This is a genomic window from Acidicapsa acidisoli (assembly GCF_025685625.1).
GTDB classification, from domain to species: domain Bacteria; phylum Acidobacteriota; class Terriglobia; order Terriglobales; family Acidobacteriaceae; genus Acidicapsa; species Acidicapsa acidisoli.
Genome location: NZ_JAGSYI010000006.1, coordinates 253,903 through 268,168 on the forward strand (window position 1 = coordinate 253,903; position 14,266 = coordinate 268,168).

14 protein-coding genes, 1 tRNA gene and 1 pseudogene are annotated in these 14,266 nt (G+C 54.6%); 8 read left to right on the forward strand and 8 right to left on the reverse strand.

From position 1 onward, the window contains the following. Positions 1-3 precede the first annotated feature (3 nt). Together hisG and hisI are read right to left on the reverse strand one after the other, a co-directional pair. Positions 4-879: an ATP phosphoribosyltransferase gene (hisG, locus tag OHL23_RS27390; protein WP_263355260.1), complete on the reverse strand. Its 876-nt coding sequence runs from the start codon at positions 877-879 to the stop codon at positions 4-6. Further along, positions 869-1,264 carry a phosphoribosyl-AMP cyclohydrolase gene (gene hisI / locus OHL23_RS27395; protein WP_263355261.1) on the reverse strand — a complete coding sequence of 132 codons (396 nt, stop codon included), beginning with the start codon at positions 1,262-1,264 and terminating at the stop codon, positions 869-871. Before hisI ends, hisG begins: the two co-directional genes overlap by 11 nt. A 644-nt stretch (positions 1,265-1,908) precedes the next feature. Here hisI and OHL23_RS27400 point away from each other — a divergent pair. Then, complete coding sequence (locus OHL23_RS27400; protein WP_263355262.1) at positions 1,909-2,217, forward strand: ComEA family DNA-binding protein; 309 nt, start codon at positions 1,909-1,911, stop codon at positions 2,215-2,217. 61 nt (positions 2,218-2,278) lie between these two features. Here the strand turns inward: OHL23_RS27400 and OHL23_RS27405 are convergent, their stop codons facing one another. From OHL23_RS27405 to OHL23_RS27415, 3 genes are all read right to left on the reverse strand, one after another. Further along, entirely contained in the window at positions 2,279-5,467 is a 3,189-nt protein-coding gene (locus OHL23_RS27405; RefSeq protein ID WP_263355263.1) for an efflux RND transporter permease subunit, read from the reverse strand. Positions 5,468-5,657: 190 nt separating this feature from the next. Then, entirely contained in the window at positions 5,658-6,746 is a 1,089-nt protein-coding gene (locus OHL23_RS27410; RefSeq protein WP_263355265.1) for an efflux RND transporter periplasmic adaptor subunit, read from the reverse strand. A 262-nt stretch (positions 6,747-7,008) separates the two neighbouring features. Further along, positions 7,009-7,677, reverse strand: coding sequence for a queuosine precursor transporter (locus OHL23_RS27415; RefSeq protein WP_263355266.1), 669 nt, complete (start codon positions 7,675-7,677; stop codon positions 7,009-7,011). 108 nt (positions 7,678-7,785) lie between these two features. On the opposite strand from OHL23_RS27415, the gene OHL23_RS27420 reads away from it, so the two are divergent. Then, positions 7,786-7,863: transfer RNA gene (locus OHL23_RS27420), tRNA-Glu, on the forward strand. Between the two features lie 523 nt (positions 7,864-8,386). Beyond that, positions 8,387-8,992: pseudogene (locus tag OHL23_RS29110) on the forward strand (trypsin-like peptidase domain-containing protein); the annotation flags it as partial. 187 nt (positions 8,993-9,179) lie between these two features. Here OHL23_RS29110 and OHL23_RS27430 read toward each other — a convergent pair. Next, complete coding sequence (locus tag OHL23_RS27430; RefSeq protein WP_263355269.1) at positions 9,180-9,491, reverse strand: hypothetical protein; 312 nt, start codon at positions 9,489-9,491, stop codon at positions 9,180-9,182. 391 nt (positions 9,492-9,882) lie between these two features. Between OHL23_RS27430 and OHL23_RS27435 the strand changes: the two genes are divergently transcribed. Both OHL23_RS27435 and OHL23_RS27440 read left to right on the forward strand, forming a co-directional pair. Continuing rightward, complete coding sequence (locus tag OHL23_RS27435; protein ID WP_263355270.1) at positions 9,883-10,917, forward strand: hypothetical protein; 1,035 nt, start codon at positions 9,883-9,885, stop codon at positions 10,915-10,917. Positions 10,918-10,986: 69 nt separating this feature from the next. Further along, complete coding sequence (locus OHL23_RS27440; protein ID WP_263355272.1) at positions 10,987-11,553, forward strand: helix-turn-helix domain-containing protein; 567 nt, start codon at positions 10,987-10,989, stop codon at positions 11,551-11,553. Positions 11,554-11,615: 62 nt separating this feature from the next. Here OHL23_RS27440 and OHL23_RS27445 read toward each other — a convergent pair whose 3' ends face one another. Both OHL23_RS27445 and OHL23_RS27450 read right to left on the reverse strand, forming a co-directional pair. Then, the gene (locus tag OHL23_RS27445; RefSeq protein WP_263355274.1) at positions 11,616-12,155 is read right to left on the reverse strand and encodes a hypothetical protein; all 540 of its coding nucleotides are present in this window, start codon (positions 12,153-12,155) and stop codon (positions 11,616-11,618) included. Beyond that, positions 12,155-12,646: a hypothetical protein gene (locus OHL23_RS27450; RefSeq protein ID WP_263355275.1), complete on the reverse strand. Its 492-nt coding sequence runs from the start codon at positions 12,644-12,646 to the stop codon at positions 12,155-12,157. Before OHL23_RS27450 ends, OHL23_RS27445 begins: the two co-directional genes overlap by 1 nt. Positions 12,647-12,728: 82 nt before the next feature. On the opposite strand from OHL23_RS27450, the gene OHL23_RS29115 reads away from it, so the two are divergent. The 3 genes from OHL23_RS29115 to OHL23_RS27460 form a co-directional block, all read left to right on the forward strand. After that, positions 12,729-12,950 carry an excisionase family DNA-binding protein gene (locus OHL23_RS29115; RefSeq protein WP_396127433.1) on the forward strand — a complete coding sequence of 74 codons (222 nt, stop codon included), beginning with the start codon at positions 12,729-12,731 and terminating at the stop codon, positions 12,948-12,950. Continuing rightward, entirely contained in the window at positions 12,941-13,414 is a 474-nt protein-coding gene (locus tag OHL23_RS27455; protein ID WP_263355276.1) for a hypothetical protein, read from the forward strand. The genes OHL23_RS29115 and OHL23_RS27455 overlap by 10 nt, the downstream gene beginning before the upstream one ends. Before the next feature lie 29 nt (positions 13,415-13,443). After that, positions 13,444-14,266: bifunctional DNA primase/polymerase (locus OHL23_RS27460; protein ID WP_263355277.1), on the forward strand; the 823-nt coding region annotated here is incomplete at its 3' end.

Here is a 14,266-nt window from a genome sequence, read left to right on the forward strand (position 1 = left end):
GGGTTACAGAACCACTTTGTTCAGCGGATATTCGACGATACCGGTAGCTCCAGCAGCCTTGAGGCGTGGGACTACTTCGCGAACGGTTGTTTCCTCAAGGATTGTGTTCACGGCCACCCACTCCGGGTTACTCAACTCTGAAATCGTGGGTGAATTGAGAGCGGGCAGCACTTCGAGGATCGTCTGCAAATTCTTACGCTCGACATTCAACATCAAGCCCACCTGCGACTGTGCGTCAATGGCAGCGCGCAGCATCAATGCAATGGATTCAATCTTATTTCGCTTCCACTCGTCATTCACCGCCGACTGACTCGCGATCAGGTGCGTCTCACTCTCCATGACTGTGTCGATAATCGTGAGGCGATTGGCTTTCAGCGAGCTTCCGGTTTCCGTAACTTCTACAATCGCGTCCGCCAGCATGGGCGGTTTGACTTCGGTGGCTCCCCAACTGAACTCCACTTTGACATTCACACCCTTTTTCTCGAAGTAGCTCTTGGTCACGCCGACCAGTTCTGTGGCGATAGTTTTGCCTTCGAGGTCCTCGGCTTTTTCGAAGCCGCTGCCCTCGGGAACAGCCAGCACCCAGCGGACCTTGCGGCGGCTTTGCTTGGCATAGGTAAGTGAAGTGATGCTGGTGACGTTCAGGCCGCTTTCGACCACCCAGTCAATGCCCGTCAGGCCTGCGTCGAGAACGCCGTGTTCGACGTAGCGGGCCATCTCCTGAGCACGGATCAGCATACACTCGATTTCTTTGTCGTCAATCGAGGGAAAATAGGAGCGGCCGTCTGCGTAGATATTCCAGCCAGCGCGTTTGAAGAGGGCCAGCGTTGCATCCTGCAGGCTGCCTTTCGGGATTCCGAGACGAATTTTATTTGCCACTCTGCACCTCTGCTGCAATCTCAGTTGAAATCGGGATCTGCTTGGTGAAGCAGGAAACGGTGCCTTCGTGGCAGACCAGACCGTCGCCTTCCACCACGACTTTGAATACGAGAGTATCGTTGTCGCAATCGGTGGCTGCGGAAATGACTCGCAGGCGGTTACCGCTGGTTTCACCCTTCATCCAGAGCTTCTGCCGGGTACGACTCCAAAAGGTGACGAAGCCGGTTTCCAGGGTCTTGGCGTAGCTGATCGGGTTGAGGAAGCCGAGCATCAGGACTTCTCCCGTTGCATTGTCTTGGACAACGCCCGGGACGAGGCCATCCATCTTGTCGAAATCTATTTCGGGTAGCGCAGTAGTCATCTTTTGATCCTTGGAATCTCTCACTTCCGGTTTAGGGTTTCGGCTTGACGTCAATTTTGACCGTCTGTTCTGTCCGTCGATGTCGAAGATGCCAGCAGAAGAAGCAAAAAGCCCGCTGGCGTCTAACGCCGGCGGGCTTCTTTCAATCCTGCTGTTGGTTCTGGCCGTTCAGCTTAGGCCATAGCAGTCCGCCGGCATGTTCATCCCGTGATGGTGGTGATGACGATGATGGCGGTGAATCTGCATCTAAGAAATTACCCTAAGCAAGACGCCTCGATTTGTCAAATGCGCAACCATTCCCAGTTCCTCTCGCCATGTTGCGCGGAATTATCCTTGGCTGGCGCATACTGGAGCGTGAGGTTTGGACCACCAGCATCCACCGCAGCATTCCCAGTTACCCCGCCCATCCCCTGCTCAACCACCGATGGACATCATCAATTCGAGTAAAAAAAGCGCGCAAAAACAGCCTAAAACCGCCATAAATCGCGCCTTAATTTCGCCGCAAGTTACACATTCAACGCAAGATACGCCATAAAAACAGTACCCCCCCCGGGGGGCTACTTCTTTGTCGCTTTTAGCAGTCAGAACCGCATTTTCAACTACGCCAACGTGAATCTTTTCATTCCGCGCGTCGGTCGTACGGCAGGTGCATAGCGGAGAATTTAGAAGTGAACTCCCGAATCGCTATCTGCTCTCAAGTCCTGGCATTCTCGCTGATTGCATCGGCGCAAATGCCGTCCACCAACCACTCGGCCGACCCCGTGGATATCAATCGGGCTACCGTGACGGAGTTGCTGACAGTGCCGGGAATGACAGCCAGTTGGGCCGAGCGAATCGTTCGCTTTCGCCCTTACCGGACCAAGCTCGACTTAGTGGATCAGGGAGTCGTGACGCCAGAGGTCTATCAGCGCATTCGCGATGGAGTGATTGCGCACCGAATCGCATCGGACGACACGAAGGGACAGGCCAAACGCTGATCTTGCTCCGCCCTGTCGCCAGATGGCTGCCGCTGGCGACGGGGCAGAATTTAGTCAAGAATTACGCGACGACCGCTTCTTCCTCACAACCCTCCGGCTTTTTCCTGGGCTTGATACGAGCCAGCAGACCGCTGAGGATCACGTAGAGCACAGGAATAAAGACCAAGTTCAGAACCGTCGAGAGCAACATTCCTCCGACAATCGTTGTTCCCACCGAGTGCCTGCCAAGCGCGCCGGCACCCGTGGCAAAAACCAGCGGCATAACGCCGAGAATGAAGGCGAACGAAGTCATCAGAATCGGACGGAGACGCAGTTCAGCCGCCTCAATCGCTGCTTCCGCAATGGACCGTCCCTTTGCGCGCAGTTGCTCCGCGAACTCGACGATGAGAATCGCGTTCTTTGCCGAGAGGCCGATGAGCATAACCAGACCAATCTGGCAGTAGACATCGTCCGAAAGTCCTCGGACAGCTACGGCTCCCAAAGCTCCGAGCACGGCCATGGGAACGGCAAGAAGAATGATGAATGGAAGCGCAAAGCTTTCGTACTGGGCCGACAGGGTGAGGTAAACGACCAACAAACCCAGCGCGAAGATGATGACCGCCTTGCCGCTGGACTCGATTTCTTCCTGGGTGAGTCCTGTCCAACTGAAGGTCATGCCGGGCATCATGACCTTGCGCGCAAGCTGCTCCATGGAAGCGATGCCCTCGCTTGAACTTTTGCCCGGCGCGGCCGAGCCGTCGATTTCAACAGAACGGAAGAGATTGTAATGCGAAATGACCTGCGGGCCCGCCGAATCCTTGATATTGACGAGGTTGTCGAGCGGCACCATCTGATTCGTGGTATCCGAGCGCACGTAGAAGGAATGCAGATCGGTTTCCTTCATGCGGAAGGGTTGATCGGCCTGTACATAGACGCGATAGGTGCGGTTGTTGTAGTCGAAGTCGTTGACGTATTCCGACCCCATGAAGACGTTGAGTGTCGTGGAGATCTGCGTGAGCGAAACACCCATCGCCTTCGCCTTCTGGCGGTCAATAGTAACGAGCAACTGCGGATCGCTGGCCGAAAAGCTGGTGAAAAGGCCAGTGAGACCGAGCTTAGGATCGCGGCTCGCACCGATGATGTTGTGCGAAACCTGATCGAGGTCCGCGAGCGTATTCTTGCCCAGATCCTGAAGCATGAACTGAAAGCCGCCAAAGGAGCCGAGGCCTTGGACCGCAGGCGGCTCAAACATTGCGACAATTCCGCCCGGCACCATGAAAAGCTTAGGCCCGAGGCTGGCGACGATATCCGCCGAGGAATGGCCCTTGCCAAGACGCTGGTCGGATGGGGTAAGAGCCGCAAAGATGATACCCGCATTTGGCGAAGCGCCATTGAGACTGAAACCAGAAACGGCGAACGCGCCCGCGATATCGTGGTTCTGCGCCAGCAACAATTGGGCGCGATCCGCGATGGCGGTTGTGTCGGAGAGCGACGCTCCTGGGGGCGCCTGAACGACCACCATCAGATAGCCCTGATCTTCCTGGGGAATGAATCCTGTCGGGACGTGCAGATACATCCAACCGGTTGCCGCAAGGCCCGCGAAGAAGAGGATCAAGAGTACATAGCGCAGCTTCAGTGTGAAATGAATCAGCCGGGCATAAGTACGGGATATCCAGCCGATTGAGTTATCGATCCCATGCGCGAATCCGGAATAGGCTCTAGACAGCGGGCGAATACGCAGGAAATCGAGTTGCTGGTATTTCGCTTCTTCTCCGCGCAGGAACAGCGCGGCCAGAGCCGGAGACAGAGTAAGTGCGTTGAAGGCAGATATAGCGATCGCAAAAGCAATTGTCAGCGAAAACTGCCTGTAAAGAATGCCAGTCGTACCTGGGAAGAAAGAAACCGGGACAAAGACGGCAATCAGGACCAGCGACGTGGCGATAACTGCACTGGTGACTTCGCCCATAGCCTCGGAGGCTGCCTTATGAGGGTCGCAATGCTCCAGCGCAATGTGGCGCTGCACGTTTTCAATCACAACAATGGCGTCATCGACCACCAAACCCGTGGCGAGAGTGATTCCGAAGAGCGTGAGCGAATTGATCGAGAAACCGAATATTTTGATGAACGCGAATGTACCTATCAACGACACAGGAATCGTCACGGCCGGAATAATCGTCGCGCGCCAGTCGAGGAGAAAGAGAAAAATCACCACGATGACGATGATGATCGCCTCGCCGAGGGTGATCAGGACCTCATGAATCGAGTCGCCGACGATCGTCGTCGAATCGAAGGCCACGGCATATTTCAGACCCGGCGGAAAGCTCTTGGACAACTCCTTGAGCATCGCTTTGGCGTCCCGGTCCACATCCAGCGCATTGGCGTTGGAAAGCTGTTGCACGCCGAGGCCGACGGCGTCATATCCCTGGAACTTCAGGTTGCTGCTATAGTCTTCGGCGCCAACAACAGCGTGGCCGACATCCTTCAACAGGACCAAGCCGTTTGGAGTGTTTTTGACAATAATGTTATTGAATTGCTCCGGGTCGCTAAGCCTTCCGACGACACGCACTGCGACCTGGAAGGACTGTTTGTTGTCAGACGGTGGCTGACCAAGTTGCCCAGCAGGCACTTCGACGTTTTGCTCAGTCAGTGCATTGACGACATCAGTCGCGGTAAGGGACCGTTCGGCCAATTTGGCTGGATCGAGCCACACGCGCATGGCGTATTTGCGCTCACCGAAGATAACCACGTCACCAACGCCCTTGACACGCTTAATGGCGTCCTTGACGTAGACATCCAGATAGTTGGAGATGAACTCGTTGGAGTACCGATTGTCTTCGGTATAGAAGCCCGAGCCGAACACGAAGTTGCTGTTCGCTTTGGTGATGGTGATGCCCGCGGCGTTGACAGCGGAGGGCAAGCGTCCAGTGACGCTGGCAACTCGATTCTGCACGTCTACCGCGGCGATATCCAGATCATAGCCGGTGTTGAAGGTGGCCGTGATCGTGCTGACACCGTTGTTGGTGCTGGCCGACTCGATGTAGTGCATGCCCTCGACGCCGTTGATCGACTCTTCCAGCGGGATCGTAACTGCTTTCTCCACCGTCTCAGCGTCCGCGCCGACGTATGAGGAAGTTACCACGACCTGCGGTGGCGCGAGAGTGGGATAAAGGGAGATCGGCAAAGTGGGAATGCACACCGCGCCGGCCAGGATAATAAGGAGCGCCGACACTGTAGCGAATACTGGACGGTGAATGAAGAAATCTACGAACAAGGCTTGTCGTCCTTCCTATGCATCTGGCTCGCCTAGAACAGTTCCACGAAGGTGGAATCGGCTCCGACCGGAGCGCTCCAAATCAACGTGACTGCAATGCAATGCTGAATCTATGCGATAGCCAGCTCGTGCCAGCTAACGCGATTGCGCTTTTTGCAGCCACGACTTCCACTGTCTTACAAACCATTTCTTAGCCGTGTGGCAGTACCGGCATGTTATCCACAAGAAACTGTGTTCCCGAGACAATCACCTTGTCGCCTTCTTTGAGACCGGCGGTAACGGCGTACGAGTTGCCGACAGTTTCTCCCAGAGTCACAGCAGTCTGGCGCGCTGCGAAGTGGCCGTCCGGTTGCTGCTGCGCGAGAAACACAAAACTCTGTCCTCCCTGTCGCGATACAGCGAGAACCGGGATCACCGGCTGCGGCGAGCTCTTCCAGATCACCCGCGCCTTAACCAGCTGCGCCGACCGGAGAACATCAGAGGTGCTATGCACAGGAGCCTTGAGCAGGATTCCCTGCAACTGGCTATCGACCTGCGGCGAGAGGAAGTCGACACTGGTGTTCTCAACAACTTTTCCGTCACTATCCAGAAGCCGCACCGGGAGCCCCAGACGAACCTGTCCGCTGCGCTCCGTCGGCGCGTAGATATAGGCTTCAAGATCCTTGTTTTCATCCACTGTCGTCAGAGCGGTGGTGGACGTCACATAGTCGCCCAAGTGAACCGGAACATCGCCAACCACCCCATCGAATGGCGCCTTGACGCGATAGTACGCGAGCTGCTCCTCAAGCGACTTACGAGTCGCGATTGCGGACTCCCAATCAGCCCGCGTATTCCGGAAAGACTGCTCGGCCTGGTCAAGCGTGTCGCGACTGGTGACTCCGGCTTCGAAAAGCTTCCGCTGCCGTTCGATCTCCAACTCGTTGTAGTCATAGAGAGCTTTTTTCTGGTTCTCGGTGGAGCGCTGGGCATCCACGAGCGCCTGTTGGCGCCGCGGGTCGATCTCCATGATCACCTGGCCAGCGTGAACGCGATCGCCGGATTTGACCAGAATCTGCGTAAGGTTACCATCCACCTGCGGCATGACAGTGACGGAACGGCGCGACTTGATAGTCGCGACGAAATCGGAGCTCTGCTCCACCGGAGCCAGTGCGACGGATTCCGTCTGAACCGGGAATGCTTGCATCGCCGGAGCCTTTGCGGCCGCCTCCGGCTGCTTGCAGCCAGACGGGAAGACCGCGATGCCGGAAAGAATAATGCTCAGAAATATCAGACGTCTCAACGTTCAGCCTCTCTTGGTGTTGAAGGACTAGTTATCTCCGGCTTGCTGTCTGTCATTTTGCGCCTCAACCAGCTCGACGAAAAAGTGACTTCCGGAAACCCTGCGAAAGGGGTACAAGTTCAGATAGATGATGTCGGTTCATAGATGACACGAGTCGCACGAGGTCGCAATTAATTGTGCCACGCGGTTCGGTACTCTCCGGGGGCTATTTGGGGAGCCAGATCCTCCCTCTCCCCCTTTGAACGAGCCTTTCCTCAACAAATTACAACGCAAACGGGCTGAAATCGGTTCCCCGATCGAAGGCGTCGACCCCTTCAGCCCTCTTCAGCTTGTTAACTACAAGGTAGGTCAACGGGGTCGCGAGGGTTTCGTAGGCAACCTTAAAGCCGTAGGATGAGGCGATCATAAGGAGCATTTTCGGTCCGGACTCGACTCCCCAAAACGCGATTAGAATGACGACGGCAGTGTCCACAAGCTGACCACTGATCGTTGAGCCGATGGTTCTGGTCCACAGGAAACGGCCGCCGGTGAGAATCTTTAGCTTGGCCAAAGTATAGCTGTTGGTGAACTCGCCAGCCCAATAGGCAACCAGGCTGGCGACGGCGAAACGCGGCACAAGCCCGAAGACCGTTGCGAAAGCCGCTTGATCGTGCCATCCAGGGGCCGGTGGAAGCGCAACAGCAATCTCGCCCATCACAGCCAGCAATCCCATGGCGAAGAAACCCATCCAGATGGCCCTGCGCGACGCAGCGTAACCGTAGACCTCCGTGAAAACGTCACCACAAATATAGGTCACGGGGAAAAGCAACTGCGCGCCGCTGACCAGCAGTGGCCCGATCTGACAGATTTTGGGTCCGATCAGGTTGGACACGACAAGAACGACGACAAAAACGATCGTCAAGGTGTCCAGATATCGGAATCGGGAAGTCACGATACTGAGAATAGCCGATGCCGGGCTTGGCAGCTTTTGACACACCCGCCACAAGTTGTTAGCCTCAGAGAGTGCGGTATTCGGAGGCCACTCCGAAGTACTTCTCGCGTCCCCGTCGTCTAGCCCGGCCCAGGACACCGCCCTTTCACGGCGATAACACGGGTTCAAATCCCGTCGGGGACGCCAATTAAATCAATTGCTTACAGTCTGCATGATAACCAGTTAGTAAACTTGTCGGGCAACTTTCGGGCAAACTTGCATCCGGGGCGTGTCGTTCGCGCTCACTCCGCAGACCCAGCCGGTACGGTTGAAAGCCTGGACTGAGCACCCCCCACACCCCCAAATTTGCGATCCGTGCGAGGCCGCGCCCCCATCCCCGTCAATCTCGGTCAAATTTAGAACTTGGGGTATACCCCTATTCCGAAGCATTGAACCGCGCAGGATGTCCAGGTCACACCTGGATTCAAAAGCATATCCGGTCGCACCCCAATATCAGAACTTCTAGTCCAGCGAATGATTGAGGTGGCAATCACTCATGAAGTCTTCCAGAGTTCTTAACGCATTCATGAGTGTCTAGCGCTCACATTTATAGCAAATTAGTGTTGCATTTTGACCTAGACAGGGTCACTATCATAGCTTGGAGTCACTAAAACATCATAGCTTGGAGCCACTAACACCCTTGAGAATAAAGACACTCTTCTACCTTCCAATGATTTTCTGCCTTGCACTTGATTCTCAATCACAAGTGCCAGCACCGAAGCACGAAGCACAGCTACATCACATATTTAGTGCTCATCGAGACAACGATAATCTGCCGCAGCGGTTCAACGATCTCCAATGCGCTCTGGTGTTAATTCAATCGGGTCCGCGATTGGGTACCGGATTTTACATCAGCGCAGAGGGAGACTTAGCGACAGCTTCCCACGTATTGGGCGACCGGACTTTCACGGCGAATCCCGATGGATCAATAAACGCCGACTTGTCGATGCCTCCCTCGATAACGATCACGGATAGCAAGGGCAAGAAATCGGACATCCTAACTCGCAAGGTCGAGTCCAATCCAGATGCATGGACATCGGACGTAGCTCGCATTGCGACCGGAGAGCCGAGGACATGTTGGCTGCGCGAGGCAGATGATTTAAAGTCTCGCCCTGGAGAGCATGTCATTGCACTTGGGTACCCAGGGCTTTCCTTTCAAGCGCTCACTATTTACACAGGCGTTATGAGTGCTCGTCTGAAAACCAATCTGCCGACTCTTACAAGAAGCGGTCAGCCGTTCATTCCCACCAATGACTTCATCAGAGTTCAAATGCCAATATCGACTGGCCTGTCTGGAGCGCCGGTGATTGACGATGAGAACCGTGTTCTTGGAGTGGTTACAAACGCTGGCGGATGGACAGGCGACCTAGACAACCTACTGGTTGCTTTCAGGAGCGGCGCGTTCAATACAGTTCAACCACCGCCGAACCCGAACCTGCCTCCAAACGCAGTTACATTCACACTTAATTCAATGGCTTTGACGGGGGAACTTGCGGGACTGTTTCATGATTTTGCGTCTCCGGGGTACGGAGATGCCGTGCCACTTCGCTACTTGCGGAAACCACAGCCAAAAAGTCCGCAACCCTCATCACATAGCCATTAAACACCACTGGCGTGTTGGGGTCCGCGAGTCTGACAGTAGTGACACGACCAGACAAAACAACCTTTTCGTCGTTATCTTTAATGCTGTCGCCGTTAGGCTTAGCATCGTTCTGCGCATGGGCAGAAGCGACACATCCGAAGCACAGTAGCACGGCGGCAATAGCTTGACGCATTTTCAAAACCCCCTCGTCAGGTTGGCCTATTGTACATGGCCAGAGTGATCCCGGCAAGTATTTAGACTGACACATTTGGAATATGTCATACGCAATTATTGCATTGAAATTCCGACCCCGAAACCGTTTTCTTTCCAAGATGGCACTTCCGAGCAAACACGGAAGTAACTCGAAATCGCAAACGTCAGATGTTCTTAGAGATATCTCCGTCCAGTCACATCCACGTATGTATCTGTCATAAAACAACTTGCACCCACCATCGATATGCGCTAAGGTAACTCATGCCCAGTCGGGCATCTGCACCATGTTTCATCCCCAGTCGGGGCGGGTTAAAGCAGTCGCCTAAGCCTGAATCAAGCTGAAATCCCACTTTGATTCGAGGTTTGGACCCATGCCCACACAAATTGCAGACATTATTGTTCCTGAAATCTTCAGCGCATACGTTGCTGAGAATTCGCTTGTCAGTACCGCGCTTTTCCAGAGCGGCGTCCTGGTGCGCAACAACCTGATGCAGCAGTACCTTCAGGCCGGTGCGCCAAGCTTTACAGTGCCGTTCTGGCAGGATTTGCCCGATACGGAAGCCAACATTGGGACCGACAATCCCGCAGACGTTGCAACCCCTCTGAAAGTCACTGCGCGTGACTTGATAGTGCGCAAGTCCTTCGTCAATCAGTCGTGGGCGCAGATGGACCTTGCCAACGATTTGAGCGGCAGCAATGCCCTGGAGCGAGTACAGAGCAGGGTTAGCGCGTATTGGGCGCGGCAATGGGAATTCCGGCTCATTGCGTCATTGCTTGGCGTGCTCTATTCAAACGTCGCCAACAACAACAGCGACATGGTCAATGATGTCAGCGGAGCAACCGGAACCGTGACCCTACCGGGAACGAATGTTACTGTCCCGGCGAACACGTTCAACGGTTCCGCAGTCATCGACACAGCGTTGACCATTGGCGACCGCCTTTCCGATATGAAGGCAATTGCCTGCCATTCGTACATCTATGGGGAGATGCTGAAGAACAATGAAATTCAGTATTTCAAGCCGTCCGATAACAGTATGGTAATTCCGACTTACAAAGGCATGGCCGTAATCGTGGATGACAACCTTGTCACAGCGACCGCTGGAGTCTATGTCACGATTCTGTTTGGTCCTGGTGCCGTAGGATTCGGTTTGAGCGAGCCTGTATCAGGCTTCGGAACCGAAGTCTATCGGTATCCGAGCTTTGGCAACGGTGCAGGTGAGACTGCGTTGTTCTCGCGCTGGAATCTGGCACTGCATCCCCTTGGCATGAGTTGGAATGATGGCACTGGCGCGAATGCAGTCGTTGGACCTTCGCCAGTCATAACTGATCTTTCAAACGCTGCCCATTGGACGCGAGCCGTATCACAGCGCAAGTCAATTCCGATTGCGTTCCTCATCAGCAAGTAGAGTTCCCCCAGCAGGGAAAAGAGGGGCAGTCTGAACCGCTGCCCCTCGCCTCTTATTGGAGCATTGAACATGGGAGCACCTAGAAAGCATCCACCAGCAGGGGCAGCAGCGACTATCGAACAGATGGCCGCACAAGGTCATGCAATCGTCGGCATTGCAAAGCATTTCGGTGTATCGCGTGAAACGTTCAAGCGCTGGTGCGATGAAGACGAAGCAATCCAAGAGGCTTTTGAGATCGGACGCGAAACAGAGCGGCAAGCCTTACATGCGCTAGTCGTTCAATCCGCAGTAATGAACAAGCCTGCAAACGTGAATGCATTCTTCATTTTGAAATCGCGTCATGGGTACAGGGAGAACGATTCGGCCAACGTTAACGTAGGGGTTGCCGTAGCGCCCACCCATGTCCTTGTCATCAAAGACTTCGGCAGTGATGAAAACTGGCAGGCTAAGGCCATCGCGCAACAGAGGGCACTAGCTGCGCTCAATTCACCAGAGGCCGCTCCAAAACAGCTAGAAGGCTCTCAGGCTGCGTCAGTGCCAGTCCATGAGCCTTCGGTATACCAGCCCGAACCGGAGTCCGTAGCAAGCTCCACAGTATTTGATTTTGGACCGCCTAGCTGGAGGCCGAAAGGCTGATCTTTGGCGCAAGAAAAGGGCTTGCCTCCACATGGGAAGCAACCCGATTCTTTGCCCCTGGACTAACGCAAGCCGAAGTTATTCGCCAGATTGAACGTTCCTGAAGCTGCCGTGCGACGTTGACCGGACCCGCTCGCAGCGCCGGAAGCTCGCGAAACTGTGACTATCTTGCGAAACAGTTTTGTTCGCTCGCTGTCATCTTCCGCCTCGGTCAAATACTTTGCCAGTTCCAAAGGCTCACACTTGACGGCTCGCCCCTCTGCGTCAACTGCTGGCTTGCCATCCTTCGTCAACAGCGTAAGCTCTCCATCCTTGCCTTGGACCTGGAAATGAGCTTGTAGCGTCTGCAAGAAATAGTCCGGCACATCTGACATTGACTTGGCAAGTTGCTTCAGCGGTTGGCCGACTTCCAATTCGTGCGCTCTCGATTCCGCTGCGGTCACTCTGCCCTGCGTTTCGGTCAAAGTAGTTTCAAGCTCTGCGATACGTGCCTTGTCTTTCTGTCGCTTGCCGAGCAATTCAGAATGAACCTTCTGGAGTTTGAGCAATTCGCTTGCTGCGTCAAGTTGGCCGTTAGTAGGTTGTTCGATTGGTTCGGGCATTATTCACCATCCTTCGACTTCGCGCTAGTCAAAGCATCAACCTTGATTTGTTGCCATCGCTCCAAAATCAATTTGCCGTTCAACTTCCCGTCAGCCGTTTTCAGTTCCCTGCGCGAGAGCACATAGTCCCAAATCTTACGGTCGTCGTCGCTCAACAGATGGTCAAAGGATCGGGCCAAAGTCTGAAGGCGAATCCACGGATGCTCTGACCAAAGAGCAGTTGCGAAGTCGGACAAAGGATCGGAGACAGTCAAGCTCCGCGCCTTGAATTTCTCCATCCGTTCGGCAAAGGATAGCTCTCGAACCTCAGGTTCTTCATTCCAAGCTGCCATTGGATTAACGCTTACTTTATTGAAACTATCTTGCAGGGCAGACTCAACATACGCTGTGATGGTCACGCCCCGCGCACGAGCCGCAAGCTCCGTAATGTACCGCAACTTCGGATCAAGCCGGATATTCAGATGTGTGGGGATGTCGTTATTTACGGGCATTTGGTTGCTCCTTCTAAGGACAGCCTATTCTTTGTGTTGACATTTGTCAACACGTTTGGGATGATCGTCTCAGGAGATACCCATGGACAATTCCCCGATCCTTCTCAGCATCCCCGCAGCCGCCCACCGTCTGTCCATTAGTAGAAGCCGCCTCTATGAACTCTTGGCAGAGGGCGGGATTCGCAGCGTCAAATCAGGTCGTAGGCGATTGGTAGACGCAGCAAGTCTCAATCAATGGGCAGCTAACTTGCCGCAGCAACAACTGAAGCAATCAACCGCATCGAAGGAGCAACCATGCCTCTAAATCCCAATCTTGTTAAGCACGGTTTGGATGATGAATTCTACGAGACGGCCTGCCCCACCATTGGCACGTTGATGCTTGCTCGTTTCTCAACCCCTGAAAGGCACAACCCGGTTATCTATGGCGCTGATGGTCTATTCTTTGCGACCTATCCGACGCAGCGAACGTACATTCGGCCTGCATTGCGGAATGAGTTCGACATATTCACGTCTGAAGCTGAGTTCCAAGCGAGGCCGATGCTTTGGGTTCTGGTAACGCAGACTTCACCTGGACATCACATGATTCTTCCGGTATGGCGAGGCCATGCCTTTTGGAATGGACCAGATGTAGCAACGGATCAAGGCGTTGCTGAAGTCTTCCTGCAAATGTGTCTGCGTCAAGGGTTGAATCTAAGCGAATGGTACGGATACGTTAGCGATCAACGTGTACGCAAGAGCGATAAAGCCAGAAAGCTAAGGGTGAATTAGTGCCGAACTCCTCAAATAAAGATGCAGCATTGAGCGCAGCGAGGCACGGTATATCCGTATTTCCAGCCAATCCAGATAAAACGCCGATGGTCGCCGCGTGGGAGCAAAAGGCAACCTCCAGCCAATTCATGATTGGGGCAACCTGGAAGACGGACGCTCTGCCAGCGATCCCCGTTGGCGCAAACGGTCTGGTAGTCGTCGACGCAGACCGCAAGCCCGATGGAGTGGACGGTGTTGCGGCCTTCGAAGCTCTCTGCGCTGCCCAAGGTATCGACGTGTCAACCGCGCTCACGGTCGAAACCCCTTCTGGTGGAAGACACTTCTATTTCCGAACCGATACGCCTTACAGCAATTCTCGCGGGAACCTGCCCGATGGTATCGACGTGCGCGGCGTTGGCGGCTACTGCGTTGCACCGGGCGCTGTGTTGCCAGACGGCAGGAGCTACCGGCTGATGGCAGGCTCATGGGACGCAATTCCCGGCCTGCCTGAGCCTCTGGCGCGATTACTCAGGGAGAAACGTTCGGCTGCGCCACCAGAGGCCGCGAGCGAGCCTGTAACGTTCACAGGAACGGATGCAGAGCGGAACTATGCAGAGGCCGCGCTAGAAGATGAGGTTGCCAAGCTCTCCGTGATGGGGGAAGGATCAGGCCGGAATCATGCCCTCAACAGCGCTGCCCACTCGCTAGGCACAATGGCTGCTTGGATCGATCCAAGCAGGGTCGCAAATGCTCTATGGGAAGCATCCATCGCAAACGGCTACATTGCGAAAGATGGCGAAGCGACTGCAAGGCAAACCATCGAATCAGGCATCAACGCAGGTATGAGCAAACCGCGTCCATCACATCCAACCG